We start from the raw sequence: 26498 nt of genomic DNA on the forward strand, positions 1-26498 counted from the left end.
AAAAGCTGGCTTTCCGTGGGTTGGCGGGGTGGGTCCGGTTGAGGGGGACGCTGCAAGTCCCCCTCCGGGGCCCGGCCCAGCCGCTGGCGGCTGTGCGTTCGGGCGCTTGCGAAGCAGTGCTTCGCAAGCAAAGCGCCCTCACCCATGTAAGCTCGGTCGCCGCATCCATGCGGCTCACGCCCCCTCAACCGGACCCACCCCGCCTTCGACAGTTTCCTGCGATCTGTCGGAACGGCGTTCTGCTTTGGTAGGTGCCGACCGTTGGTCGGCACGGGGTCTGATTCCGTTCTGAATATCGATATCTGACAGATGTGTCGACCAAGGTCGACACCTACCAACAGCCGCGAAGATCTGTCAGAGGCGGGGCGGTGTCGGAGTGCGGGGTGTCAGCCGCATGGATGCGGCTGCCAAGCTTACAGGGACGTACTTGCAGCGTCCCCGCACTCCGACACTGCCCCGCCATCCCACGGAATGCCCGCTTTGGCTTTGGCTGTTGCCGTTGCATCGAGCAGGGTGCAGGGCTGCAAGCCCTGCAAAAAACACCCTCACTTCACCCAGCTGTCGATCTCGCCGTGGGCGAACGGTCCCAGCTTTGCCTTCACCAGCCGCCCCTGCGCATCGAACAGCACGCTGTAGGGCAGCAGGCCCTGTGTATTGCCCAGCTGCACGCTGGCATCGCGCGGCCCCGGGGTCTCGATCACGATCGGATAATCCACCGGTACCCGCTGCAGGAAACCGCGCACGTCCTCCGGCGTATCCAGCGCCAGTCCCAGCACCTGCACACCGTGCTCGCCCTGGATATGTGCGAAACGCGCCAGTTCGGGCATTTCTTCCACGCAGGGCGCGCACCAGCTGGCCCAGACATTGATCAACAGCGGGCGACCGCCAGCGTGCTGGCGCAGGTCCAGCGGCCGGCCTTCAAGATCGGGCAGCGACAGCGCGGGCAGGCTGCCGCCGACCTGCAGGGCAGGTGCCGCAGCCGCCACAGCCACAGCAGGCGCCGCTGGCATGGCCTCAGGCCCAACCGGCGCAGGAGCCAATCGATGGCCGGCCCACAGGCCAAGGCCGGCGGCCAGCACCGCTGTCCACAGCAGCGCTGGCCGTTGCCACTTCATCGTGCGGTGCGCAGCAGCGCTTCCTCCACCACCGCCTGGGTCAGCAGGGTCGGCAGCACGGTCGGCGGCGCGCCGGGGCCGTACACCACGTACAGCGGTACGCCGACGGCCTTGTGCTCTTCCAGGAATGTGGTGATCTGCGGATCGACGTTGGTGTAGTCACCGCGCATGTACACCGCGTTGGTGCGCTTGAGCAGGTCCTTGAACTCCGGCCGCGACAGCACGGCGCGCTCGTTGGCCTTGCAGCTCACGCACCAGTCGGCGGTCATGTTGACGAACACCACGCGGTTGTCGGCGCGCAGGCGGTCCAGCAACTGCGGCGAATACTCCACCACGTTGTCGCTGGCGGCCTGTGCGGCGCGAGCCGGCGCTGCCAGCTGGGTCACGCCCCAGGCCGGTACCAATGCGCCGATCGCCAGCAGCACGCCGAGCAGGGTTACTGCACGCGAACCGGTCCAGCGGTTGCGCTCGAACAGCCACAGGCCGAAGGCGAACAGCAACAGGCCACTCAGCACCAGCGCCATGCCGTCCACGCCGCGCTGCTTGCCCAGCACCCACAGCAGCCACAGCGCGGTGGCGTACATCGGGAAGGCCAGCACGTGCTTGAGCGTTTCCATCCACGGGCCGGGCTTGGGCAGGCGGCGCGCCAGCGCCGGCACGAAGCCGATCAGCAGGAACGGCAGCGCCAGGCCCAGGCCGAGGAACAGGAACACGGTCATCGCCTTCAGCGGCGGGGCAATGAACGCGTAGGCGATCGCGCCACCCATGAACGGGCCGACGCAGGCACTGCCGACCACGCAGGCCAGCGCACCGGTGAAGAAGTCACCGGCCGGGCCGCTGCGGCTGGCCAGCGACTGGCCCAGGTTGCCGATGCCGCCGCCCAGGGTGAACACGCCGGACAGGCTCAGGCCTACCGCGAACATGATGTAGGCCAGCGCCGCCACCACGCCCGGGTGCTGCAGCTGGAAGCCGATGCCGACGGCGTTGCCGATTGCGCGCAGGCCCACCATCAACGCACCGATCACCGCGAATGCGACCAGCACGCCCAAGGTGTACCAGAGCGCGTGGCTGCGTGCGCGCTGCGGGCTTTCGCCACTCTGCGCCAGGCTCAGGACCTTCAGCGACAGGATCGGCAGCACGCAGGGCATCAGGTTCAACACCAGGCCGCCGGCCAGCGCCAGCAGCAGCACCCAGACGAACGAACGGTCCGGGTTCGGTGTGGTCGCCGGCGGGCGCGTACGCAGCGCGTTGTCACCGCGCGCATCGGCGGCGAATTCATTGCCGTCCACGGGGCCTGCGACGGCCGGGGGGGCGGCATCCGTATTGGGCACCGTCGGCAGCAGGCGCAGGGGGGCGCCGTTGGCGCCTTCGCGTGGCGCCGCAGCCAACGGGCTGATTACCTCGTTGCGCGGCGGTGCCTGGTCGGCGCTGGCGCTGACCTTGCCGGCCGGGATCGACAGCTTCACCCGGCGGGTCATTGGCGGGTAGCAGATGCCATCGGTCTGGCAGCCCTGGAAGGTCACCACGAGGGTGCCGTCAACCGCGTCGGCAACCGTGCGCCGCAACGGCAGCGGCACTTCCACCTGGTTGAAGTACACCGAGACATCGCCGAAGTGCTCGTCGCGATGCGACTGCGCGGCTGGCCAGCGCGGCGTGCCGGCCTGCACGCCGGTGCTGCCTTCCAGCTTCAGCGAGGTGCGGTCGCGATACAGGTAGTAGCCCGGTGCCGGACTGAAGCGCAGCAGCAGGGTGTTGCCGTCGCTGGCGATGGCATCGAAGCCGAACGCCTGCTCCGACGGCAGCGGCAGCGCCTGGCTGTTGCTGGCCGCACCCGGCAGGCGCAGGCCGCCGCTGTTGCCGGCACCGGCCAGTGGGTTGTTGAACGGACTGGCCGCACCGGCGCGCGCGGCAGGGGCCGCGGCCTGTGCACCGCTGCCGGGCAGGGTGACCTGCACCACGCGCTTCTGCGGCGGGTAACAGACACCGGCATCTGCGCAGCCCTGGTAACGCACTTCCAGGCTGATGGTGCTGGCGGCCTCGGTCGGCGTGCCGGGCAGGGTGGCCTGCAGGCGCTCGCGATAGGTTTCGACCTCGCCGAAGAAATCGTCGTGGTGCTTGTCGCCCTTGGGCATCTGCAGCGCGCCGGCATTGAAGGCCGGGTCGGCCCTGACGCTGGTGCGGTGGCGATACAGGTAATAGCCGGGCGCGATCTTGAACTGCAGCTGCACCTGGCCCCGTTCGGGGGCACTGGCGGTCAGCGCGAACGCCTGGTCCACCGGCAGCAGATCCTTCTCATCCAGGGCGAAGGCGGGCAGCGAGAGCCACATCAGGGCGCACAGGGCGGCGCCACGCGCAAACAGAGTCTTCAATCAGTGTCCTCCCGGGTCTGTGCCCGGATCCAGTCCAGATACGCCGGCAGGCCGGCCCGGGTTTCGACCGCGATGCACTCCGGGAGTTCATACGGATGCAGTTCGACGATCCGGGCGATTGCGTCATTGACGCGACTCGCGGTGGTCTTCACCAGCAGCTGCAGCTCGGCGTCGGTGGTCACCTCGCCCTGCCAGCGGTAGGTCGACTGCGCGCCATCGAGGCGGGTCACGCACGCGGCCAGGCGCTCGCCAACCAGCGCGTGCGCGATGCGCTCGGCACTGGCCCGGTCCGGGCAGGTGGTCAACAGCAGCAGGACGGGATCGATGGTCGACATGACCGTCGAGTATAGGGCCGCCGCCGGGTCAGGACCCGGCGGCGGCCGTGGACCGCTGCGTTGCGCGGTCAGTTGGCCAGCTGGCAGGTGGCCGGCTTGGCCGAGGTGAACAGGCCAGGGGTCGCCCACTCGGGGTGGTCGATGAACGGGTTGCGGTTGCCCTGGAAGCTGTAGATCACGTCATTGCGCGCACGCTCGGCATCATCCGGCGGGTCGGACAGGTGCCAGTCGATCAGCGTCGACAGCAGGCCCATGTAGGCCGGCGAGCTGCTGGTCTTGACGATCCTGCTGCGGTCGTCGGTCAGCTCCAGGTCCGGCTCGGACTGGCCAGTGGCTGCATCCTTGCCGCCCTCGTAGCGGATCGCCATGTACATCACCGCACGCGCCATGTCGCCCTTGCGCTTGCCCCACACCTCGAACGTGCCGGTGTTGCCGTCCGGCGTGCGCACCCAGTTGGAGTTGCCCGGATAGCCACCACTGCCGCCACCCTGGCCGTTGTTGGCCTCGGTGGCGCGCTCGCCGCAGCTGGCGTCGCACTTGCCGAACGGCTTGTTGCCACGGTCGGCGTTCCACTGTGCATCGGTCAGGTACAGCATGTGGGTGTCGGTATACGGCGCGTACGGCAGGCCCTTGTCACCCGTGGTGGTGGCAAAACCCAGCGAGTTCGGCCAGGTGTGCTCGCGGTTGTACTTCAGGCCACTGCCGCTGCCGGCGCGATCGGTCACCTTGGCGTAGCTGCGGTTGCGATACGCGTCGAGGATGCGGTTCGGGTTGTTCGGGTCCTCGTCGGCGATCTCCAGGATGGTCCAGGTACTGGTGCCCGAGCCGCTGTACGGGTAGGCGGTGTGGCCCTTGATTGTCGCGTGCAGCGAGCAGCGCAGCTGGCTCGGGCTGCTGGTGTTGACCTTGGAGTAGTAGCCGGCCGGCACGCCAGGGTTGCCCGGGTCCGGATTGCCGCCGGTGCTGGCCACGGTGAAGGCGATGCGGCTGTCGGCCGCCGGGTGTGCGCCCTGCAGGTCGGTGATGCGCGCGGCGCGGATGTCGAAGCGGCAGGCTTCACCGGCCACCAGCGCGGTGTTGGTGGACAGCTTCACGCTGCGCCCGCTGGCCGGGAAGGTCAGCGGCACGCTGCCGGAGGTACCGCAGCTCAGCGCGAACGCGCCGCTGGCGAGGTTCACGGTTTCGCTGAACACCACTTCCAGATCGGCGGCGGCCGGGAAGGTGCTGCTGCCCTGCGCCGGGGTGGTGGTGGACACCGACGGCGGCGTGTTCGGGCCCGGGGTGCCGCCGCCACTGAAGGTCTGGCCGTTGTTGCAGCTGCCGAAGGTCTGCCTGGCCGACTCGGCCCAGGTGAAGTGGGCGTACTGGCTGCCGCTGCCGGTCAGCTGCAGCGAGGTGCCGGGGGCCGTGCTGTTGGTCTCGGCCACCGGAATGTTCTGGCTGGTCATGCCGGCGGCAGGGCCACCGGAGGCGGTGATGGCGCCCTCGTAGCTGAGGAACTGGACCACCTTGCCGCTGGCGTCGACCAGGGCGATGCCGTCGTTCGGGCCGTTCTGGATGCCGTTGGTCGGGTAGTTGACCACGGCGATGCTGGCGCTGCCGCAACCGGCGGCGGTGCCGGCCGGGACCGGGTTGTTGGCGTAGACCGTGGCGGCCGAAGGATTGCTGCCGTTGTAGAGGTAGAGGCGGTAGCCGGACAGGTCTTCACCTGCGGTAGCGACCACTTCGATGGCTTCGCCGACGTCACCGGCGGCGGTGCTGTCGTCGTAGTGCAGTTCATTGATGAAGACCTCGGCCTGGGCCGGCGCCGCGGCCAGTGCCAGCAGGCAGGCGGCGGCAAGCGGGGACAGCAATCGCATCGACTACTCCTTGTGATTGGGAATGCGTGACCGAGCCTAAGGCCGATCCAGTGACACTTTGTCGTAAATGAACGTCAGATATCTGACAGTGCGACGCTTGTCACCGAAATTGTCCAGGACCAACGCCTTGGCCGAGGCGCGCGGGTGGAAAAAATTTTTTCATTCCGCCCTTGAAAGGGGGCGGCGGGGCTCCATCTCTGCCCTGCTCCCGACGTTGTCGGGTTTCTTCACGTGCGGTTCTGGCACTCGCCTGGGGTGAGTGCTAACATCGCCGGACTTTTTTAGACCAATCAATCACTTAAGAGGTCTCCTATGAGCATCAAGCCGCTGCACGACCGCGTTGTGGTCAAGCCGATCGAAGCCGACGAAATCTCCGCCGGTGGCATCGTCATCCCCGACTCGGCCAAGGAAAAGTCCACCAAGGGTGAGGTCGTGGCCGTCGGCCCGGGCAAGCCGCTGGACAACGGCAACGTGCGCGCGCCGTCGCTGAAGGTCGGCGACAAGGTCATCTATGGCCAGTACGCCGGCAGCTCGTACAAGAGCGAAGGCGTCGAATACAAGGTCCTGCGCGAAGACGACGTGCTCGCCGTCATCGGCTGAGCCTCGGCGCGACCTGTTTCAACCTGATCCCAAACTCCCAGCCGCCGGGCATCGTCCGGCGCTACCAATGAGGTAAATGCAATGGCTGCCAAGGATATTCGTTTCGGTGAAGACGCCCGTTCGCGCATGGTGCGCGGCGTCAACGTTCTCGCCAATGCCGTCAAGGCCACCCTGGGCCCGAAGGGCCGCAACGTCGTGCTGGAAAAGAGCTTCGGCGCCCCGACCATCACCAAGGACGGCGTCTCCGTCGCCAAGGAAATCGAACTGGCTGACAAGTTCGAGAACATGGGCGCGCAGATGGTGAAGGAAGTTGCTTCGCGCACCAACGACGATGCCGGCGACGGCACCACCACCGCCACCGTGCTGGCCCAGGCCCTGATCCGCGAAGGCGCCAAGGCCGTTGCCGCCGGCATGAACCCGATGGACCTCAAGCGCGGTATCGACAAGGCCGTTTCGGCCGCCGTCGCCGAGCTGAAGAACATCTCCAAGCCGACCGCCGACGACAAGGCGATCGCCCAGGTCGGTACCATCTCGGCCAACTCGGACGAGTCGATCGGCCAGATCATCGCTGACGCGATGAAGGAAGTCGGCAAGGAAGGCGTCATCACCGTTGAAGAAGGCTCGGGCCTGGACAACGAGCTGGACGTGGTCAAGGGCATGCAGTTCGACCGCGGCTACCTGTCGCCGTACTTCATCAACAACCAGCAGTCGCAGACCGCTGACCTGGATGACCCGTTCATCCTGCTGCACGACAAGAAGATCTCCAACGTCCGTGACCTGCTGCCGGTGCTGGAAGGCGTCGCCAAGGCCGGCAAGCCGCTGCTGATCGTGGCCGAGGAAGTTGAAGGCGAAGCGCTGGCCACCCTGGTCGTCAACACCATCCGTGGCATCGTCAAGGTCGTGGCCGTCAAGGCTCCGGGCTTCGGCGACCGTCGCAAGGCGATGCTGGAAGACATGGCCGTGCTGACCGGCGGCACCGTGATCTCCGAAGAAGTCGGCCTGTCGCTGGAGAAGGCCACCATCAAGGACCTGGGCCGCGCCAAGAAGGTGCAGGTCTCCAAGGAGAACACCACCATCATCGACGGCGTCGGCGACAAGGCCAACGTTGATGCACGCGTGGCGCAGATCAAGACCCAGATCCAGGACACCTCCTCGGATTACGACCGCGAGAAGCTGCAGGAACGCGTGGCCAAGCTGGCCGGCGGTGTTGCCGTGATCAAGGTCGGCGCCTCGACCGAAATCGAAATGAAGGAAAAGAAGGATCGCGTCGACGACGCCCTGCACGCCACCCGTGCGGCCGTTGAAGAAGGCGTGGTTCCGGGCGGCGGCGTTGCCCTGGTCCGCGCGATCACCGCGCTGGCCGGCCTGAAGGGCGCCAACGAAGACCAGAACCACGGCATCCAGATCGCCCTGCGTGCGATGGAAGCCCCGCTGCGCGAGATCGTTGCCAACGCCGGTGACGAGCCGTCGGTCATCATCAACAAGGTCAAGGAAGGCACCGGCAGCTTCGGCTACAACGCCGCCACCGGCGAGTTCGGCGACATGCTGCAGTTCGGCATCCTGGACCCGACCAAGGTGACCCGTTCGGCGCTGCAGAACGCGGCCTCGATCGCTGGCCTGATGATCACCACCGAAGCCATGGTTGCCGAAGCTCCGAAGAAGGACGAGCCGGCCATGGGCGGCGCCGGTGGCATGGGCGGCATGGGTGGCATGGGCGGCATGGACTTCTAAGGTCCACGCCCGCGTCGGACGTTGCCGGCCCTGGTCGGCGCGTCTCCCCGATGCACGGAAAAACCCCGCCGCGAGGCGGGGTTTTTTTGTTGCCCGGTTGCCGCCATGGCGCCGCGTCGCTACGCTCGCAGACCATGCCTACCTCGTTCATCGTCGTCGACGACTTCCTCTCTCCAGCCGATGCACACGGCCTGCGCCAGGCCGGGCTGGGCCTGACCTACCCGGCGCAGGAGGGGGCATTCCCCGGGCGTAATTCGCTCGAACGGCTGGAGCTGGACGGCCTGTCCGAGGCCGCGTCGCGGTTGGTCAACGAGCCGCTGCGGCCGGTCAATCCGTTGCAGTCGCACGGCAAGTTCCGGCTGACCCTGGCCAGCGATGTGGGTCGCGCCAAGGTGCACACCGACCATTCGCACTGGTCCGGCATCCTCTACCTCAGCGCCCCGGAGCACTGCGAAGGGGGTACCGAGTTCTTCCGCCATCGCCGCACCAACACCGAGCGCATGGCGCTGAACGCCCACGAGCTGGCTGCGCTGGGCTACGCCAACGGCGGCGACATGCATCGGGACATCATCGAGCGCGACAGCGTCGACGACAGCCAGTGGGAAATGACCATGCGCATCCCGATGCGCTTCAACCGTCTGGTGCTGCTGCGCCCGTGGTTCTGGCATACCGCCGGCCCGGCCTTCGGCGACCGGCCGGAGAATGGGCGGCTGGTCTACCTGATGTTCTTCGAGCAGGCGCGTTGAAGGGAGGTCATCCACGCATGGCGTGGATCTACTTCACGAATGCCTTCGCTGCGCCGTACTCCCACTGCCACGGTACGCCGATGTCGCCGAGCACGAAGGCCACCAGCGCCGGGAAGGTCGCCTCGGCGCGCACATCGTTGCCCAGGATCACCACGCAGCGCTGCTGCTGCTCGACGCACACCAGCGTATTACCGACCGCATCATCGTGGCCGCCCTTGTAGAAGCCCGCGCCTTGCGGGCCACGGAACGTCACCACTCCCAGGCCGGCCGCCAGGTCCTTGCGCTGCAGCGCCTTCGGCAGCTCCGGCTGCAGGGTGGGGAACTGGCTGGCGGTGGTGATCGGCAGCTGCGGCCGCACCAGCTCCTTGCGCATCGTCGCTGACAGCCCATCGCCGCGCACGTAGCCGGCGGCGAAACGGGCCATGTCGGCGATGGTGGTATCCATCGAACCGGCCGCGCGCACGCGGCTGCGCTCATCGTGCGGCTCGGCGGTGCCCTCCATGGTCCAGCCGTCGGCCAGGTTGGTGGCGAAGTCCCCGCGCCACATCATGCTGGTGCGGGTCATGCCGAAGCGGTCGAATACCCGCTGCTGCATCAACGCACCCACATCCTCGCCCAGCCGTCCGCGTTCGATCACGAACTGCAGCAGGATCAGCCCTTCGCCGGAATAGCCGTAGCGGCTGCCTGGATCGAAGTGGAACTTCAGCCGGCCGTCCGGTTCAAGAAACCCGAAGTTGGCAAAGCCACTGGCGTGGTTGAGCAGCAGGCGAGGGGTGAGCTGGCGCCAGCGCGCATCATCGGCCAGCACGCTGTAGTCGGCGTACTTCTTCGTTTCGGGCGGATAGTCCGGCAACGGCTTGTCCAGCGCTGTGGCGATGCTGGCATCCAGATCGATCCTGCGGTCCTGCGCCAGCTGCGCGACCAGATGGCCGAATGCCATCTTGGTCAGCGAGGCGGCGTACATCACCGTATCGGTGCGCAGTGGTTCGCCTGCGGTATTGCGCTCGCCGTAGGCGGCGACGTGCACCACCTTGCCGCCGTCGATCACCGCCAGTGCCATGCCGCGCGCCTGTGCGGCCTGCATCAACCGCTGCGCTTCGGCGTCGATGCGGGCCGGCGAGGGTACCGGGGGAGGTGCAGCCAGCACGGCCAGCGGGAACAGCGTCAGCAACATCAGGGCAGCACGGCACATGCGTGGAACTCCTGGTGGGGCGCACGGCGATGCTACGCCAGGCTGCCGCTGGCGTCATTGCCGGATGTCAGCTGGCCTGCGGCCGGCGCAGGCAGATCCGGGACGCGCCGGCACCAATGTCCACCTGGCCGCCGCGCATTGTATCCGCACCAAGGATCAGCGCCGGCCGGCCCTCCAGGCCGATCGCCTTGAACACTGGCAGTTCGCTGATGCGGACCTCCATCGAGGGGTGCTGCCAGCCGTTGCCGGCCATGCCGGGCAGGGTGTACAGCCAGGTTGCCTGCTTTCCGCCGCCCAGGCCTTCGGTGCCCTTTTCACGCACCCGCACCCGTGCGTCGCTGCCGTCGGTGCGCAGCCCCAGTGCGCGGGCTGCTTCGGCGTTGAGGACGGTCTGCGCGGCACCGGTGTCGACCACGGCGATGGCGTCCACCGCGGGCGCGCCCAGTGCAAGCATGATGAAGCCGAACTGGCGCAGGCCGTCAGTGCGTCCGGGCAGCGCATTGGGCTGGCAACCCGGTCCTTCCAGGTTCAATCCGCCGGGTGTCCACAGCGCCAGTTGATTGCGGCCGAAGTCCCAACGGGTGTCCCAGCGTCCGGTCAGATCGTTGCCGATCAAGCCGTCAATGGCCGGATCATCGTCCTTCGGCAACGACGACAGATCGACCTTCATGGCTTGGGCCTGCAGCTGCCAACTGCCCAGCTGCCAGGACGTTCTGCGTATGCGCTGCAGCCGCGCGGAGGCTGCACTTGCCCCTTGGGCCTGTGATACCTCCGCATCCGCATCTCCCAGACCGTAGCGCCGCACGACGCGGTCATCGACCAGCGTGGCGCCTGCCGCGCTGTCGACCACGAAGCGCAGCGGTTCGGCACGCCCGTCCAGCGACACGGCCACGGCCGGATGACCGCCCTGCATCCACATCGGCAGGATGTGTTCGGGGGAATCGGACGCCAGCGCAGCCAGCGGGGCAGCAAGCAGGACGAATGGAATGAGGCGCAAGGCAGGTCTCCGCAGTGATCATGGGTGACCATTGGCGCGCAGCGCCGTATCGCGGGAATATCGGCGTTGATACCGTCCTGATACAGACCTGCCTGATACTGCCTGCATGACAACTCCCGCCCGTGTCATCGTTGTCGATGACGACGCCAGCATCCGTGATGCCATCGCCGATTGCCTGTTGCTGCATGGCTACCAGGTACGGGTGGCAGCGGACGCGACGGCGCTGGACGTGCTGCTGCAGGTCGATCGCCCGGACGTGATCATCCTCGACTGGATGATGCCCGGTGAGGATGGCCTGTCGGTCTGCCGCCGGCTGCAGGCACGGGCCATTCCGATCCTGATGCTGTCGGCGATGGGCAGCGCACCGGACAGGGTGATCGGCCTGGAGATGGGCGCGGACGACTACCTGGCCAAGCCGTTCGACCCGCGCGAGCTGCTGGCGCGGGTACGCGCGCTGCTGCGCCGGCAGGACAAGCTGCGCGCGCGGGTAGCCAGTGAACTGCGCTTTTCTGGTTGGCGGTTGCTGCCGGAACAACGTCGCCTGCTGGCGCCGGATGGGAACGAGCTGGTGCTCAGCCGTGGTGAATTCAGCCTGTTGCTGGCGCTGGCCGAACGCCCCGGGCGGGTGCTGGGGCGCGAGCAGCTGCTGCAGCTGAGCCGTGGCGAACCGAGTGACAGCGTCGACCGCGCGGTCGACCTGGCGATCAGCCGCCTGCGCCGCAAGCTCGGGCAGGCCTCACCCGGTGCGGAAGCCCTGGTGCAGACATCGCGTGGCGAAGGCTATCGCTTCCACGCCGAGGTACAGGTGCTGTGAACAGCCGGTGGCCGACCGCGCGTTGGATCACGATGCTGGCCCTGGCCAGCCTGCTGCTGGCGACACTGGTCAGCGTGGCCGTGGTTGGCTGGATGCCTCGGCCCGCGCCGCCACCGATGCGGTTGGACCAGGCCGTGCAGGTGCTGCGGGGGGAGCAGGCCGCGGCACCACTGGGCCTGCATCTGGCGACGCAGGATGCGCCACCACAGGGCAGTGCCAGTGACTGGCTCACCCAGTTGGCGGCGCTGCAGATGGGTTTGCCGGCGAAGGAGGTGCGCCTGGTCTGGAGCGGACAGGGCAAGGCGCCTGATGTGCAGGTCATCGAAGGCGGCGAGGTGCTCGACGGCACGGCGCGGGTCGGTGTACTGAAGGCGCAGGCCGCGCTGCTGACCGCGATGCAATGGCCGCCGTTTGAACTGGGCGTGCGCCAGGCCGATGGCCGCTGGCGGGTGGTCGGCAGCGATCACAGTGATCTGGCAGCTTGGCGGCGACAGGTGATACTGGCGCTGCTGGGCGGTGCCGTGTTGCTGGCGCCGCTGGCGGCGTGGGCATCGATCCGGCTGGGGCGTCCACTACGACGCTTGGCCGATGCCAGTGCACGTGTGGACCTGCAAGCCGACACGCCCCTGCCGGATGATGGCCCGCGCGAGGTACAGATGCTGGCCGCCGCGATCGGCACCGGTCGAGAGCGCCTGCGTGCGCAGGCCCAGGACATGACCCATATGCTGGCTGCAGTGGCGCACGACCTGCGCACACCATTGACCGGCCTGCGACTGCGCGCCGAGTTCGCGCCCACACCACAGGCGGCCCGGATGGTGGCGGACATCGAGCGCATGGACACGATGATCGAGCAGGTGCTCGATTACGCACGCGGCGAATTGCAGCCGTTGCAGATGCGCCCGCTGGATCTGGCCGCGCTGCTGGAGGAGTGCGTGCAGGCAGCGTTGCTGCGCGGTGTCGAGATCTCCATCCAGGGGCCGGACAGTCTGCCCTGGCACGGCGACGCGCTGCTGCTTCGGCGCGCGTTCGACAACCTTATCGACAATGCCGATCGCTATGCCGGGGCGATGGAACTGCGGCTTGCCGTGGTTGAGCGAGGGGTCCAGCTGGAGGTGATGGATCGGGGCCCAGGTATCGCCGAGGGCGACCGAGTACGCCTGCTGCAACCGTTCCAGCGCAGCGAGCGTTCTCGTAGTCGCACCACCGGTGGAGCGGGACTTGGGCTGGCAGTGGCCGCCAATGTGGCGAGGCGGCACGCGGGCGAACTGCAGCTGCTGCACCGGGAGGGCGGCGGGCTGATTGCGTGCCTGCTGCTGGGAAAGTTCACCTGATATCGGCTGTGGTTTACAGGCAGCGGCTGTTCGGATGTATGATTAGGCGCCTAACCATATCGCGTGCGTGAGATGATCGAAGCCAAGCATCATGCCCTGATCGAGGAAGCGCAGCGACGCGGTCACGCCAACATCGCGCCGCTGCGCCTGTGTTTCCAGCTGCTCTCGCTGTCCTCGTCGATCGATCGAGACTGCGCCGCGCGGCTGGCGCCGCATGCGCTCAGCGAGGGTCGCTTCATCGTGCTGTTCCTGTTGCACGGGGCCGGTGGCGCACTGCCGCCGCATGTGCTGGCCGAACGCGCCGGCGTGACCCGCGCCACCATCAGCGGCCTGCTCGACGGCCTGCAGCGCGAAGGCCTGCTGCAGCGTCGCAACGACGACGGAGATGGCCGCCGCCTGCAGATCGTGTTGACCGCACCGGGAAAGCGTTTGGCCGAATCGCTGTTCGAGCAGCACACGCAATGGATCGGTGGGCTGTTCAACGGCCTGGATGCTGATGAACAGCAGCAGCTCTCACAGCTGCTGCACAAGGTCTGGCAGCACACGGACGCCGGGCGGGAATCCGCAGCATGAGCACGGCCATTCCTGCGGAACGCCGGCAAGCACTCAACACCGGCCGCGTCCCCGCCACCCATCTGGCCGAATGCCTGGCAGTGGATTTTGCCGCGCTTCTGCAGGTGGCGGCGCCTGCGCTTGCACCGGAGGCGCTGCAACGCATGCGGGACGCCTCAGGCAAGGGCATCACCCTGCGCATGGCCCTGGCTGCGCAACTGCTGCGTGAGGCGGGGCAGGGGGCGCCCGCGCTCTGGCAGCATCACAGCTCCGATACCGTGCGTGGCTGGGCCTGCTACCTGATCGGCAGCGATGCCCGCGCAACGCTGGCAGGGAAGCTGCAGCAGATGCGCACACTGGCCGATGACCCCCATTTCGGTGTGCGCGAATGGGCGTGGCTGGCACTACGCACGGACATCGTTGCCGCACCACTGCAGGCGCTGGAGTACCTGCAACCGTGGTCACAGGAAACATCGCCGTACCTGCGCCGCTTCGCCTGCGAAGCACTGCGTCCGCGCGGTGTCTGGGCCACGCATATCGCACTGTTCAAGCATCACCCGGAACATGCATCCGCGCTGCTGGAAGCACTGGCCGACGATCCGGAACGCTATGTGCAGGATTCGGTCGGAAATTGGCTCAACGATGCCGGCAAGACTCAGCCGCAGTGGCTGCGCCAGCTGTGTACGCGTTGGCAGCATGAGCGCCACAGCGACGCCAACGCCTACATCCGCAAACGCGCGCTGCGCTCGCTCCGGTAGTGCCGGCCGCTGGCCGGCAACCCCTGAACCCTCAAGGAAGAACCACCATGTCGCACACCTTCATCGAGCTCTACACCGCCACCCCTGCCTGGACCACACTTCCGCCCGAGCAGCGGAACGCCTTCTTCGCCCGTATCGGCGCCGGCATGCAGCAGTTCGATCCGGTCCGCATCACGCCGCTGGCGATGGGCCGCATTGCCTCGGGCGTACCGCACGGCAGCGATGAGCAGTTCTATGCGGTCTGGCGCTGCGCAAGCCGCGAGGAGGTCGATGCGTTGATGGCCGGCATTGCCGCTACCGGCTGGCATGAGTACTTCACCACCACCCAGGCGGTAGGCGCGATGGACAGCATGGCCCAGCACCTTGCCGACCTGGCCGCCTTGTAGCGGGGCGGCAGACGCCGGCAGATCCCGGTGCTGGGCATGGGTGGCACATGCGCCTGTCACGCAGACGCGGTAAACAGGACGTTGCCCATGTCCATCCGCAGGAAGGTCGATCATGCAGAGCACGCTCCAGGTCACGCTGTTCGGCCCTCTTGGCGACAGCCCGGCGTTGCAGTTGCCGGGGCTGGAGGGGCCGTCGGTGGCCATCCAGGAATCGGCCCTGCGGCGCTTGGTTTCCGATCTCTACACCGCGCGTTCCCTGCTCAACCCCGAGCAGCTGGACGAGGCCCGGCAGGAACTGGACCGCGTGCTGGAACGCTGGGCCGACATCCATGAGGGCCTGCTGCTGGACGTGGAAGTGCATAGCAAATGAGCGACGTTGCGTGGGTGCCGCCGCGTGGGCAGGGCTGGCGAGCATCTCGCTGAACCGCGTCCCCAGTTGCGGATGAAACATTTTGCACTGCGCAAAAGCTGTGCTATCAATACAACCCATGAACGCAGCCGCCACCCGCTTTTACTGGTATTACTTTCCGAAGCCACTGGCGGAGGAAGGACTGCGCTCACCCTGAAGAAAGCTTCAGACGCATTCCCGAAAGCCGCCAGCGAACCTGGCGGCTTTTTTCATGCTGCCACGCTGGGGACCCCCAACGTTCCGGAGACCTCCCCCAATGCCCCCGCACACCGACGACCTGCGTATCCGCACCATCGAACCGCTGACACCGCCTGCCCAGCTGCTGGCGATGCTGCCGTGTGACGATGAAGCCTCCGACACCGTCAGCGCCTCGCGCGCGGCCCTGCACCAGATCCTGCATGGCCGTGACGACCGCTTGGCGGTGGTGGTTGGCCCATGCTCGATCCACGACCCGAAGGCCGCCATCGAGTACGCCCAGCGCCTGAAGCCGCTGCGTGACGCGCTGGCCGGGGAACTTGAAATCGTGATGCGCGTGTACTTCGAGAAGCCGCGCACCACGGTGGGCTGGAAGGGCCTGATCAACGATCCGGACCTGGACGGCAGCTTCAAGATCGACAAGGGCCTGCGCATCGCCCGTGGCCTGCTGCGCGACATCAACAAGCTCGGCCTGCCGGCCGGCGTCGAGTTCCTTGATGTGATCTCGCCACAATACATCGCCGATCTGGTGGCCTGGGGCGCCATTGGTGCGCGCACCACCGAAAGCCAGGTGCACCGCGAACTGGCCTCGGGGCTGTCGTGCCCGGTCGGCTTCAAGAACGGCACCGATGGCAACGTGAAGATCGCCGCCGACGCGGTGGGTGCGGCCTCCAATCCGCATCACTTCCTGTCGGTCACCAAGCAGGGCGGCACCGCCATCGTGTCGACCACCGGCAACCCGGACTGCCATGTGATCCTGCGCGGCGGCAAGCAGCCGAACTACGATGCAGGCAGTGTCGCCGAGGCCTGCCAGGCGCTGGCCAAGGCCAAGCTGCCGACTCGTCTGATGATCGACGCCAGCCATGCCAACAGCCTGAAGAACCCGGACAACCAGCCGAAGGTGATCGAGGACATCGCCGTTCAGTTGGAAGACGGTGAACAGCGCATCGTCGGTGTGATGATCGAGAGCCATCTGGTCGGTGGTCGCCAGGAACTGGTGGAAGGCCAACCGCTGGTCTACGGGCAGAGCATCACCGATGGCTGCATCGACTGGGACACCACCGTGACGGTGCTGGAGCGACTGGCCGCGGCCGTGCGCGCCCGTCGCGACGTGAAGGTGTCCGAAGCCGCTTGAGTGCGGCACGTGTGTGGATGGCGGCCAGCGCCTGCGGGGGTGCGGCCGCGATCAGGGCCGGTCGGAGTTGGAGACCGGCCCATCTGCACCGGCGATGCGCCTGGCGCTGCGCATGAGCGACAGCGCCAGGTACATCGCCGGGGTGGTGCGGATTCCGCCGCGCGAACCTCAATGCACTTCGTCGTGGTACACGAACTTCGGCATTTCCCAGCGGTAGTGGATCGCCAGCAGGCGCAGCGCGAAGCCGCCGCCGAGGCAGCACAGGATCGCGGTGGCGTCGGCCACGCCCCAGTGCAGCAGCAACAGGTAGGCCGCGCCGGTCAGCAGCGCGATGATCGCGTACAGCTCCTTCTGGAAGATCAGCGGCACCTCGTTGCAGAGGATGTCGCGCAGCACGCCGCCGAACGCGCCGGTCAGCATGCCGGCGATCAGCACGATCGGCATCGCATGGCCGGCTTCGCGCGCAATCGAGCAGCCGATCAGGGTGAAGGCGATCAGGCCCAGGCCATCGAGCACCAGGAAGGTGCGACGGAAGTGGTGCATCCAGCGCGCCACCCAGGTGGCGATCAGCGCCGCGCACACGGTGAAGCCCAGGTACTCGGGATGCTTCACCCAGCCCAGCGGGTAGTGGCCGAGCAGGATGTCGCGCAGTGAACCACCGCCGAGTGCGGTGACGCAGGCGATCATGACCACGCCGAACAGGTCCATGCGGCGGCGGCCGGCAGAAAGTGCGCCGGTCATGGCTTCGGCGGAAATGGCGATCAGGTAGATGATGGACAGCAGCATGGGACAGGCTCCGGGCGCGGTGGGGCCGGCCATGCGCGACTACCGCCACTGCCTGCGCAATGACGGGATGACGATGACCGGTGCCGCTCCCGCTGTCCTTTTGCCTGAGAGTTCAGCGGCATGGGCCGCGTGCCCCTTCGGCGGATCGTCCCGGGCGTGCCCGGTGACCTCTCTCCAGCTCGGCGAGTCGAATGCATGGTTGGTGGGATTCCAGCCCACCGGCCTGAGCGATCATGGGAGCCTGCGCCTTCGGCGGGCGCCGGCGCGGCGCCTCTCTCCTGCATTCGGGCGCCAGTATATCCGCTGTAGTGCAGCACGGCATAATCCGGGCATGGCCCCGTCCCTCCGCCCGTGGTTCCTGTACCTGCTCGAATGCCGCGATGGCAGCTATTACGCCGGCATCAGCACCGACGTGGAAGCGCGCTTCGCCGCCCACCAGGCCGGCAAGGGCGCGCGCTACACCCGGGCCCGGCCACCGCTGCGGGTGCTGGCCGTGCGCGAGTACCCGGACCGGGCCGCCGCGTCACGGGCCGAGTGGCAACTCAAGCAGCAGCCGCGCGAACGCAAGCTGGCCTGGCTGCAGGCGCCGGATCCCGCGCTTCTGTAGAGCCGAGCCCACGCTCGGCTGTTGTTGCTGCTGCCTGATGGTGAAGCCGAGCATGGACCCGGCTCTACAGTAGATCCACGCCATGCGTGGATGGGCGCTTCCAGTCATGCCATGATCGCCACACCCATCGACACATGGATCCGTCCGATGAAGAACTGCGGGATACTGCTGTTGACTGCCTGCGCGGCCCTTCTGGCCTGCACCCAAGCACCGTCGCCACCGCCACTGCAGCATGGGCAGATCGGCACCGCTGCTGAGCTGGCTGCGTATGGCCCGAGGACACCCGAACCGATCCACCTGCGTCGTGACCGGGTCCCTCCCGATCTGGTCGATCTGATCCCGTTCGCGGAAAAGTGGGGGATCGGCGATGACGTGCTTCGCAATGAAATGCGGGAGCGCGCCACTGACGCGGAAAAGCAGGCATTGACGGATGCGCTGGCGGGGCGCCATGCGCGCATCACCGCCTGGTTGGACAGCTTCCCGCAGGGGCAGCCCATGTCTGAAGAAGCCGCTGCGTTCATGTACATGCAGCTGGGCACCGACGAAATGGGCCTGATGCCGTAGATCCACGCCATGCGTGGATGCGGCTTGCATATGCCATGATCGCCCAGCCCTCAGCGCTGGAGACCCGGATGTCCACCGTCGCCCTGTTGTTCGCTCTCTCCGCGTCAACCAGTCCCGCTGCCGACCCGGCCACCCTCGCGGCCATCGAAGCCACCTGCCATGACTACGTCGACGGCCAGCTGGAGGCCGACCCGTTGTGGTACCCGAAACCGAAGGCGAAGTGAGCACGATGCGTGCCGCCGGTAAGGCATGGGTCTCCGTCGTCGTACTGGCCGCCGGCATCGCACTGCTGCCTGGCCTGCTGTACCTGCTCGGGCTTGCCCTGGTGGGCGGTTGGCCGAAGCCAGCAGACCGTGCGCCCAGTGGTGTGGCTGCGTGCAGCAGTGAACCGCGAACAGGATCTCAGCCGATGAATCCCTGGAGTTTCGCCGCGCAGTTCTTCGACGACGACGCGATGAAGAAGAAGGTGCCAGAGGTGGAACGGGAGGCGTTCTGGATTGCCCGCCGCCATCTTTGGCGGCAGCCACGGCACGACATGCTGCGCTGGCATCTGAGCAGCACGGCACTGACGATCTGGATTACCCGCAACTGGAGTGCCGCGCAGATTGCCGACACCGCAAGGAAGGAGGACTTCTGCCGCGCATGGTCGAAACGGCGGGTGCCCGGCGGCCCGATGAAGCGGTAGATCCACGCCATGCATGGATGATGTTGACGGAGTCAGAGCCCTTTCCTGCGGAGAGGGGACGGACCGCGCGGCAGCCGGCCAGCGGCCGGCACTACCGTCGGGGTCGCCGGTCTTCCTGGTCATCACCGAAGATGATGCGCGCGCTGCGCTGGTAGCTCCAGTACGCCACGGCCCAGTTCAGCAGCACTACGATGCGGTTGCGGAAGCCGATCAGGAAGAACACGTGCGCGGCCAGCCAGAACCACCAGGCCAGCACGCCCGACAGCTGCAGCCGGCCCAAGTGCACGATCGCGGCCATGCGACCGATGGTGGCCAGGTTGCCGTAGTCGGCGTACTTGAACGGGCCGGGCTCGGGCTTGCCGTGCAGGCGTGCGCGGATCACCTCGGCCACGTATTTGCCCATCTGCTTGGCAGCGGGTGCCACGCCGGGTACCGGCTTGCCGTCGGCCTGGGTCAGTGCGGCCAGGTCACCGGCCACGAACAGCTCCGGGTGATCGGGCAGGGTCAGGTCCGGTTGCACCGGCACGCGGCCGGCGCGGTCCAGCGGCACGTCCAGCGTGCGCGCCAGCGGTGAAGCGGCCACGCCGGCGGCCCAGACCACGGTGCGGGCCGGTACGAACTGGTCACCGAGCGTGAAGCCCTGGCTGTCGATGTCGCTCACCGGGGTACCGGTCAGCACTTCCACGCCCAGCTTTTCCAGCTGGCGGCGTGCTTTCAGCGAAAGTACTTCCGGGAACGAGGACAGCACGCGCGGGCCGGCCTCGACCAGCCGCACCTTGGCGCTGGCCGGGTCGATGTGGCGGAATTCGTTGCGCAACGTATGCCGCGCGATCTCGGCCAGGGTGCCGGCCAGTTCAACACCGGTGGGACCGCCACCGACCACCGCGAAGCTCAGCCATGCGGCCTTCTTCGCCGGGTCCGGTTCCGCCTCGGCGCGCTCGAACGCCAGCAGCAGCTTGCGGCGCAGCGCGATCGCATCGTCCAGCGTCTTCAGGCCGGGCGCATCATCGGCCCACTGGTCGTTGCCGAAGTAGGCGTGGGTGGCGCCGGTGGCCAGCAGCAGGCTGTCGTAGTCCAGCGTGCTGTCATCGGCCATGCGGATCTGCCGGGCCTGCTTGTCGATGGCGACCACTTCGCCGAGGCGGACTTCCACGTTGCGCTGGTGGCCGAGGATATGGCGCAGTGGTGCAGCGATATCCGGCGCGGACAGGCCGGCGGTGGCCACCTGGTACAGCAGCGGCTGGAACAGATGATGGTTGCGGCGGTCGACCAGGGTGATGCGCATGCGCTCGCGGGCCAGGGCACGGGTGGCCCAGAGACCGGCAAAACCGCCGCCGACAACAACCAGGTGGGGAACGCGCTCGCGACTCATCGACTCACTCCAGTGGGGGCATTGGGGGAAGCGCCTGGCATCTTCGCACGGCGGCCGCCTGTCACGTCAGCGCCCGCGTGGATCGGCGATACTCGGGTTCAGGCAACCGCCCGCGAGGAGTCCATGAGCGAACCGGAAAAGCGCATCGCCCTGTTGATCGACGCCGACAATGCGCCGGCCTCGAAGATCGACGAGGTGTTGGCCGAAGTGGCCCGCTATGGGGTGGCCAACGTGCGCCGCGCCTATGGCAACTGGAAGAGCCCGCGACTGAAGGGGTGGGAAGCGGTGCTGCATGAGTATGCGATCCGTCCCATCCAGCAGTTCGCCTACAGCAAGGGCAAGAATGCCTCGGACATGGCGATGGTGATCGATGCCATGGACCTGCTGTACGCGCGCAACCTGGATGGCTTTGCCATCGTCTCCAGCGATGCGGACTTCACCCCGATGGTGATGCGCCTGTTGACCGATGGCGTGAAGGTGTACGGTTTCGGCGAGAAGAAAACACCCGAGCCGTTCGTCAACGCGTGCTCGAAATTCACCTACCTGGAAGCACTGGGCCAGACCCACGCCAGCGTGCCGGATACCGAACAGGCATCCAGCGAACAGGCCTCGAACGAGCCGGTGGCCAACGACGATGCGCGCCCGCGCAAGAGCGGTGCGGAAATGCGCAGCGACACGCGGCTGGTGAAGATGCTGCGCCGCGCGGTGTCCGCGGCCGAGGGCGAGGATGGCTGGTCGCACCTCGGCCCGGTCGGCAGCCAGATCGGCAACCAGGCGTCGTTCGACCCGCGCAACTACGGCTACGGCAAGCTCAGCGATCTGCTGGCAGCGATCGGCCTGTTCGAACTGAAGAAGGATGGCAAGTCGTCCTACGTGCGCGCGCTGCCGAAAAAGAACCGGTAATGCCGGCCGCTGGCCAGCGAGGAACCGGTAGTGCCGGCCGCTGGCCGGCAATTCCCAGACGCCAGATCCCGCATCCGATATGCACACACCCCGCCCGATCAGGGGTATCGTTGCCGCTCGCATTGCCAGCAAGGAATACCCGCATGTTGAAGATCTGGGGCCGTCGCAATTCCAGCAACGTCCGCAAGGTGCTGTGGTGTGCCGAGGAAATCGGCCTGCCGTACGAGTCCATCGAGGTCGGTGGCAGCCACGGCGGCACGCAGACGCCGGAATACCAAGCGATGAATCCCAATGGCCTGGTACCGGTGATCGAAGACCACGGCCTGCCGCTGTGGGAATCGAACGCCATCGTGCGCTACCTGAGTGCGCGCTACGCGCTGGGCACGCTGTACGCTGAAGACCCGATGGAACGCGCCCAGGCCGAGAAGTGGATGGACTGGAGCACCTCGCGCATGGCGCCGCTGTACACCGACCTGATCTGGGGCATCATGCGCACCGCCCCGGCCGACCGCGACGAAGCGCGGATCAATGCCGCCATCGTGCGCGCCGGCGACTACCTGGCGATGGCCGATGCCACCCTGGCCAAGCAGCCGTGGCTGTCCGGCGAGACATTCGCGATGGGTGACATCCCGCTTGGCTCGCTGATCTATGCCTGGTTCGAACTGCCGATCCAGCGTCCGGAACTGCCGCACCTGGCCGACTGGTACGCCCGTCTTCGCGAGCGCCCCGCCTACCAGCGCGGCGTGATGTCGCCGCTGACGTAAGCGAAAGCGTCCGGGGTCAGAGCCCTTTTCTGCGAAAAGGGATCCGGCCCCAGGGCATCGGGGTCGGATCCCACCCGACGGGTGGGCTCTGACCCCTCAATAAAGATCCGTCGGATCCACATCCAGCGACCAGCGCACCTTGCGTGCTTCCGGCAGCGCATACAGCTGCGGTACCAGTTGCGAAAGCACCCCGTGCAGCGGTGGCCGCTGCGCGGCAGACAGCAGCAGCTGGGCGCGCTGATAACCGGCGCGCCGTGGCATCGGCGCCGGCATGGGTCCATAGGCCTCCACCACGTCCTGCTCGCCCAGCAGCTGTCGCGCTGCCAGCAGGAATGCATTGGCATGCTCCACCTGCTGCGCTTCGGCGCGCATCAGCGCCAGATGCGCGAACGGCGGGAATCCTGCGGCCTGGCGCTGGTTCAACTCGGCCTGCGCGAACGGGTGGTAGCCACCGCTGACCAGGGTTTCCAGCAGTGGGTGCCCCGGGTGATGCGTCTGCAGCCAGACTTCGCCCGGGTCGCGCGCGCGTCCGGCGCGACCGGCGACCTGGATCAGCTGCTGCGCCAGTTTCTCGCTGGCGCGGAAGTCGGCGGAGAACAGGCCTTCGTCGATGCCGACCACCACCACCAGGGTCAGCTTGGGCAGGTCGTGGCCCTTGGCCAGGATCTGCGTGCCGACCAGGATGCCGGGCTGGTCGCCCAGTTTCGCCAGCTGTTGTTCCAGTGCATCGCGTCGCGACGTGGTGCCGCGGTCGATGCGCACCACCGGGAAGTCGGCGAAGGCGGCGGTGAGATGTTCTTCCAGGCGCTCGGTGCCGATGCCCTGCGGTTGCAGCGCCAGACTCCCGCACGCGGGGCATGCCAGCGGCGCCGGTTGCCGCGCACCGCAGTGATGGCACTGCAGGCGACGACCGCCGCCATGCACGGTCATCGGTGCATCGCAGCGGTTGCATGGCGCGGTCCAGCCGCAGTCGTGGCACAGCAGTACCGGCGCATAGCCACGGCGGTTCTTGAACACCAGCACCTGCTGGCCGCACTGCAGGTGCTCGCCAATGCCGGCCAGCACGTCGGCCGAGAGGCCGTCATGCAATGGTCGCTTGCGCACATCAAGGATGCGCACGCGCGGTGGCCGCGCATCACCGGCACGCTGCTTCAGGCGCAGGTGGGTGTAGCGCCCGGCATAGGCGTTGTGCAGCGTCTCCAGTGAAGGCGTAGCGCTGCCCAGCAGAACCGGAACGCCCAGCGCCTTGCCCCGGACCAGAGCGAAATCGCGTGCGTGGTAGCGGATGCCGTCCTGCTGCTTGTAGCTGCCGTCATGCTCCTCGTCGACGATCAGCAGGCCGGCCTGCGGCAGCGGCGTGAACACCGCCGAGCGGGTGCCGACGATCACCCGTGCCTCGCCGCGCGAAGCCGCCGCCCAGACCCGGGCGCGCTCGTTGTCGTTCAACCCCGAATGCAGTGCATGCACGGCGATGCCGAGGCGGCCGCGGAAGCGTGCCAGGGTCTGCGGGGTGAGGCCGATTTCCGGGACCAGCACCAGCGCCTGCTTGCCTTGGGCCAGGCAGTGGATGATGGCCTGCAGGTAGACCTCGGTCTTGCCGCTGCCGGTTACGCCATCCAGCAGGAACGGTTGGAAGCCCTCGACTGCGTTGATCGCCGCCACGGCCTCTGCCTGCTCCGTGTTGAGGGTGGGGCCAGGCAGTGGCTGCGCGTGCTGCGGAGCGACGCGCAGCGCCACGCGTTCGGCCAGCTCGCGCTTGGCCAGGCTGCGCGCGGCGGTGCGCCAGTCGTCCATGCGTTCGCCCAGCACGTCCTCATCGACGATGGCGTCGGCCAGCAGCTCGGCCAGCTGCCGGGGGCGGCTGCCGGCGCGCAGTTTTTCGCGCTGGGCGCGGCCTTCGGCGGTCAGCTGCCAGCCCCAGTGATGGGTGTCGGGCAGGGCGTCGCCATGGCGCAGCGGGCCCGGCAGGGCGGTGCTCAGCACCTCGCCCAGTGGCGCATGGGTGTAGCGCGCCAGCCACTGCAGGCTGTGCCACAGCTCGCCCTGGAGCAGCGGTTGCGGGTCGCACCAGGCCAAGGCCTGGCGCAGTCCCTGGCCGTCATCGGTCTGGCCGTGCCCCACCACCACGCCGACCAGCTCGCGGTTGCCGAACGGCACCTTCAGGCGGCAGCCGACCGCGACCGTGGGGCCATCGCCCTCTGGTGACAGGTAGTCGAACAGGCGCGGCAGCGGGACGGGCAGGGCGACCTGCAGGGTCGGAATGGGTGAAAGCATCGGGCCAGTGTAACGGGCCATGCGCGCGCGGATGGCAGGGGCCAGAGACTGCCGGGGGCCTCCGTCGAATCATAAATGTCACCTAAATATCGGTGTCCATTGGAGATTCAGTCTTATCCACATGTTCTGTGGATAACGTTGTGCGTTACCGGTCGACGGGAACGCAGGAGGCCGATGGCGACGAGCTCACGCTTGGGTTGGTCAAAAAATCGCCACACTTCAAAGTCATTCAAAATCAACAGCTTGAGTGTGAAACATTGCTGAAACAGAGTGAATTCAGCTGGATGCCGCAGTTTTCCCCGAGGCGGGCGTGGTGCTGTGCACAACCTGCAGCACGAAGTGCCTGCGCGCGCAAGTCCTACGGGTGCCGATGGGCTGCCGCTATCATGCCGGCAGACCTTTGGAGTGACCGATGACGGCTGTGCCCGCCCCTGTTTCCTCGACCGCGGCCGGCGCGCTGTCGGCGTTCCTGCGCGGCGTCGAGCGCCGCGCCCTGGTGGTGGCTGAGCTGCAGTGCGGCGATGCCGCGCGAGCCGAGCAGACGCTGGTGGCGGTGATGCGCGCCTTCGCCGCGGTCGCCAGCGACCTGCCGATGGCGCAGTGGCCGACCCGTTTCTGGACCCTGCTGGGCCAGCGCCAGGCGCTGCGCGAGCCGGTGGGCGGCCAGTGGCTGCCGCCGTTGGCCGCGCTGGGCGAAATGGGGCCGCTGCCGCGCTTGGCGCTCCTGCTGCGGGTGGGCGGCAGTCTGGACGAGGGTATCGCCATGCGCGTGCTCGACCAGGACGAAGCGGGCTACCAGCACCTGCTGGCCGATGCCTGCCCCCGTGATGCGCACGGCCAGCCCGATGCGTCGGCATGGCGCCAGCTGGCCGAACAGGTGCAGCTGCGCATCCGCGACCTGCCGGCCAAGCGCCTGCAGCAGCTGCAGCAGCCGGCTGCGCCGGCCGCCAGCAATGAAGCTCCCGCGACCAGCTGGCGCGCACCGCAGCGCGATGATCGTGCGACCGCCCAGGGCAAGCGGCGGCGTCCCAATGCCAGGCCGCGCTGGCGCGGCCCGGTGATCCTACTGGTGACGGTGGCGGTGCTGTTGGCTGCGGCACTGGGCTGGCGCTACTGGCAAGGACATTCATCCGGTAGCGACGCTCCACTGCCGGAAGGGGTAGTGGGCGAAGCTGGCCCGGTCACGGTGGAAGCTCTTCCGCCGAGCAAGGTCAATGCCACGCCGGATGCGACCCCGGCCCAAGCCTCCGACGACGCCATGATGCTGGCCGACCGCGACTATCCGCTGGTGGCCGATGCCGATCTGTATGCCTGGACCGCCGCCGGCGGCCCGTTGCCGGTGGACGAATCGCAATCCAGGCCGAGCCGGCCCGAGCCGGCCAGCGCCACGCTGGAAACCGCTGCCGCCGATGAATAAGACCCTGTTCGCCAGCCTGCTGCTGGCCCTGCCGTTGTCGCTGTCCGCCGCGCCGCAGACCTTGAGCGTGCCGCTGCCGCCGCCAGTGCCGGGCAGTTCACCGGCGGCTCCCGCTCCGGCCACCACAAACACGACGCCCGCTGCGTTCACCCAGCTCGACGCCCAGCAGCAGCGTCAGCGCCGTGCCGATTACGCGGCCTGGCGCGCCCTGCCGGAGAGCGAGCGGGAGCGCATCCGGCAGGCTGCGTCGCGGTTCAATGCGCTGCCGGCGGACCAGCAGCAGCGCCTGCGCGAGCAGTTCCAGGCGCAGGACCAGGCCTTCCGCGAGGGCTGGCGGCTGGGCCCGCAGCTGGGACTGGAGTTCCCCAAGCTGCACGGCCTGTTCGGCTTCGTGCCACCGGAACAGCGCGAGGCCGCGCTGGCCGTGCTGCGCCAGCTCAGCCCGGCGCAGCTGGCCCAGCTGACCCTGGTCGCGCAGCGCACGCCACCGCAGGAGCGTGACACGGTGCGAGGCGCGTTCCTCGCCGTGCCGGCCGCCGAGCGCGACGCCTGGCTCAAGCGCCAGGCCGGCCAGTAAACAAAGGGGACGGAGGGGATTAAGT

26 protein-coding genes, 1 pseudogene and 2 riboswitches are annotated in these 26498 nt (G+C 67.6%); of the genes and pseudogenes, 18 read left to right on the top strand and 9 right to left on the bottom strand.

Translation table 11 applies throughout. The features are described from left to right. Positions 1-545: 545 nt before the first annotated feature. From AC5P9F_RS03950 to AC5P9F_RS03965, 4 genes are all read right to left on the bottom strand, one after another. Positions 546-1115, bottom strand: a complete 570-nt coding sequence (locus AC5P9F_RS03950) for a TlpA family protein disulfide reductase (protein ID WP_100438935.1) — start codon at positions 1113-1115, stop codon at positions 546-548. Further along, positions 1112-3484, bottom strand: a complete 2373-nt coding sequence (locus AC5P9F_RS03955) for a protein-disulfide reductase DsbD family protein (protein WP_495231889.1) — start codon at positions 3482-3484, stop codon at positions 1112-1114. The genes AC5P9F_RS03950 and AC5P9F_RS03955 overlap by 4 nt, the downstream gene beginning before the upstream one ends. Next, positions 3481-3819 (bottom strand): divalent-cation tolerance protein CutA, encoded by a 339-nt coding sequence (gene cutA / locus AC5P9F_RS03960; protein ID WP_495231890.1) that lies wholly within the window; start codon positions 3817-3819, stop codon positions 3481-3483. The genes AC5P9F_RS03955 and cutA overlap by 4 nt, the downstream gene beginning before the upstream one ends. A 68-nt stretch (positions 3820-3887) precedes the next feature. After that, on the bottom strand, positions 3888-5678 hold the full coding sequence (locus AC5P9F_RS03965; protein ID WP_005414629.1) for an endonuclease: 1791 nt from the start codon (positions 5676-5678) through the stop codon (positions 3888-3890). 312 nt (positions 5679-5990) lie between these two features. On the opposite strand from AC5P9F_RS03965, the gene AC5P9F_RS03970 reads away from it, so the two are divergent. The 3 genes from AC5P9F_RS03970 to AC5P9F_RS03980 all read left to right on the top strand — a co-directional run bounded on the left by AC5P9F_RS03970 (position 5991) and on the right by AC5P9F_RS03980 (position 8755). After that, positions 5991-6278: a co-chaperone GroES gene (locus AC5P9F_RS03970; RefSeq protein ID WP_005411227.1), complete on the top strand. Its 288-nt coding sequence runs from the start codon at positions 5991-5993 to the stop codon at positions 6276-6278. A gap of 81 nt (positions 6279-6359) precedes the next feature. Further along, entirely contained in the window at positions 6360-8009 is a 1650-nt protein-coding gene (gene groL / locus AC5P9F_RS03975; protein ID WP_005411226.1) for a chaperonin GroEL, read from the top strand. A gap of 134 nt (positions 8010-8143) precedes the next feature. Beyond that, positions 8144-8755 (top strand): DUF6445 family protein, encoded by a 612-nt coding sequence (locus AC5P9F_RS03980; RefSeq protein WP_005411225.1) that lies wholly within the window; start codon positions 8144-8146, stop codon positions 8753-8755. 28 nt (positions 8756-8783) lie between these two features. Here the strand turns inward: AC5P9F_RS03980 and AC5P9F_RS03985 are convergent, their stop codons facing one another. Next, positions 8784-9947: a serine hydrolase domain-containing protein gene (locus tag AC5P9F_RS03985; RefSeq protein ID WP_111687733.1), complete on the bottom strand. Its 1164-nt coding sequence runs from the start codon at positions 9945-9947 to the stop codon at positions 8784-8786. Positions 9948-10014: 67 nt separating this feature from the next. Next, entirely contained in the window at positions 10015-10944 is a 930-nt protein-coding gene (locus AC5P9F_RS03990) for an aspartyl protease family protein (RefSeq protein WP_495231891.1), read from the bottom strand. A gap of 106 nt (positions 10945-11050) precedes the next feature. On the opposite strand from AC5P9F_RS03990, the gene AC5P9F_RS03995 reads away from it, so the two are divergent. The 7 genes from AC5P9F_RS03995 (at position 11051) to AC5P9F_RS04025 (ending at position 16524) form a co-directional block, all read left to right on the top strand. Beyond that, complete coding sequence (locus tag AC5P9F_RS03995; RefSeq protein WP_133050262.1) at positions 11051-11758, top strand: response regulator transcription factor; 708 nt, start codon at positions 11051-11053, stop codon at positions 11756-11758. Positions 11759-11790: 32 nt separating this feature from the next. After that, on the top strand, positions 11791-13089 hold the full coding sequence (locus AC5P9F_RS04000; protein ID WP_099484487.1) for a sensor histidine kinase: 1299 nt from the start codon (positions 11791-11793) through the stop codon (positions 13087-13089). A 72-nt stretch (positions 13090-13161) separates the two neighbouring features. Beyond that, positions 13162-13662, top strand: a complete 501-nt coding sequence (locus AC5P9F_RS04005) for a MarR family winged helix-turn-helix transcriptional regulator (protein WP_049450285.1) — start codon at positions 13162-13164, stop codon at positions 13660-13662. Continuing rightward, positions 13659-14399 (top strand): DNA alkylation repair protein, encoded by a 741-nt coding sequence (locus AC5P9F_RS04010; protein WP_133050263.1) that lies wholly within the window; start codon positions 13659-13661, stop codon positions 14397-14399. The genes AC5P9F_RS04005 and AC5P9F_RS04010 overlap by 4 nt, the downstream gene beginning before the upstream one ends. Positions 14400-14446: 47 nt before the next feature. After that, on the top strand, positions 14447-14785 hold the full coding sequence (locus AC5P9F_RS04015; protein ID WP_005411218.1) for a DUF6616 family protein: 339 nt from the start codon (positions 14447-14449) through the stop codon (positions 14783-14785). Positions 14786-14897: 112 nt separating this feature from the next. Beyond that, positions 14898-15155, top strand: a complete 258-nt coding sequence (locus AC5P9F_RS04020; RefSeq protein WP_133050264.1) for a hypothetical protein — start codon at positions 14898-14900, stop codon at positions 15153-15155. Positions 15156-15450: 295 nt separating this feature from the next. Continuing rightward, positions 15451-16524, top strand: a complete 1074-nt coding sequence (locus AC5P9F_RS04025) for a 3-deoxy-7-phosphoheptulonate synthase (protein WP_133050265.1) — start codon at positions 15451-15453, stop codon at positions 16522-16524. 168 nt (positions 16525-16692) lie between these two features. Here the strand turns inward: AC5P9F_RS04025 and AC5P9F_RS04030 are convergent, their stop codons facing one another. Then, positions 16693-17310, bottom strand: a complete 618-nt coding sequence (locus tag AC5P9F_RS04030) for a trimeric intracellular cation channel family protein (RefSeq protein WP_005411215.1) — start codon at positions 17308-17310, stop codon at positions 16693-16695. A gap of 84 nt (positions 17311-17394) precedes the next feature. Then, positions 17395-17498: riboswitch (glycine riboswitch) on the bottom strand. 13 nt (positions 17499-17511) lie between these two features. Beyond that, positions 17512-17601, bottom strand: a riboswitch (glycine riboswitch). Between the two features lie 40 nt (positions 17602-17641). Here AC5P9F_RS04030 and AC5P9F_RS04035 point away from each other — a divergent pair. From AC5P9F_RS04035 to AC5P9F_RS04050, 4 genes and pseudogenes are all read left to right on the top strand, one after another. Beyond that, positions 17642-17917 (top strand): GIY-YIG nuclease family protein, encoded by a 276-nt coding sequence (locus AC5P9F_RS04035; RefSeq protein ID WP_049480213.1) that lies wholly within the window; start codon positions 17642-17644, stop codon positions 17915-17917. 21 nt (positions 17918-17938) lie between these two features. After that, positions 17939-18481: a hypothetical protein gene (locus tag AC5P9F_RS04040; protein ID WP_227843416.1), complete on the top strand. Its 543-nt coding sequence runs from the start codon at positions 17939-17941 to the stop codon at positions 18479-18481. A gap of 68 nt (positions 18482-18549) precedes the next feature. Next, positions 18550-18675, top strand: a pseudogene (locus AC5P9F_RS04045) (nuclear transport factor 2 family protein); the annotation flags it as partial. A 35-nt stretch (positions 18676-18710) separates the two neighbouring features. After that, on the top strand, positions 18711-19166 hold the full coding sequence (locus AC5P9F_RS04050; RefSeq protein ID WP_005414617.1) for a hypothetical protein: 456 nt from the start codon (positions 18711-18713) through the stop codon (positions 19164-19166). A 91-nt stretch (positions 19167-19257) separates the two neighbouring features. Here AC5P9F_RS04050 and AC5P9F_RS04055 read toward each other — a convergent pair whose 3' ends face one another. After that, the gene (locus AC5P9F_RS04055; RefSeq protein ID WP_133050266.1) at positions 19258-20538 is read right to left on the bottom strand and encodes an NAD(P)/FAD-dependent oxidoreductase; all 1281 of its coding nucleotides are present in this window, start codon (positions 20536-20538) and stop codon (positions 19258-19260) included. 123 nt (positions 20539-20661) lie between these two features. On the opposite strand from AC5P9F_RS04055, the gene AC5P9F_RS04060 reads away from it, so the two are divergent. Together AC5P9F_RS04060 and AC5P9F_RS04065 are read left to right on the top strand one after the other, a co-directional pair. Further along, entirely contained in the window at positions 20662-21441 is a 780-nt protein-coding gene (locus tag AC5P9F_RS04060; RefSeq protein WP_005411210.1) for an NYN domain-containing protein, read from the top strand. Between the two features lie 143 nt (positions 21442-21584). Then, a complete protein-coding gene (locus AC5P9F_RS04065; RefSeq protein WP_005414615.1) occupies positions 21585-22205 on the top strand; it encodes a glutathione S-transferase family protein in 621 nt (206 codons plus the stop codon). A gap of 96 nt (positions 22206-22301) precedes the next feature. On the opposite strand, the gene AC5P9F_RS04070 is transcribed toward AC5P9F_RS04065, so the two are convergent. After that, entirely contained in the window at positions 22302-24479 is a 2178-nt protein-coding gene (locus AC5P9F_RS04070; protein ID WP_133050891.1) for a primosomal protein N', read from the bottom strand. Positions 24480-24891: 412 nt separating this feature from the next. On the opposite strand from AC5P9F_RS04070, the gene AC5P9F_RS04075 reads away from it, so the two are divergent. Beyond that, a complete protein-coding gene (locus AC5P9F_RS04075) occupies positions 24892-25896 on the top strand; it encodes a hypothetical protein (RefSeq protein WP_133050267.1) in 1005 nt (334 codons plus the stop codon). After that, positions 25889-26473: a DUF3106 domain-containing protein gene (locus tag AC5P9F_RS04080; RefSeq protein ID WP_274849932.1), complete on the top strand. Its 585-nt coding sequence runs from the start codon at positions 25889-25891 to the stop codon at positions 26471-26473. The genes AC5P9F_RS04075 and AC5P9F_RS04080 overlap by 8 nt, the downstream gene beginning before the upstream one ends. The last annotated feature ends 25 nt before the right edge of the window (positions 26474-26498 follow it).

Source organism: Stenotrophomonas sp. YJH_SMC_4 (genome assembly GCF_059371575.1).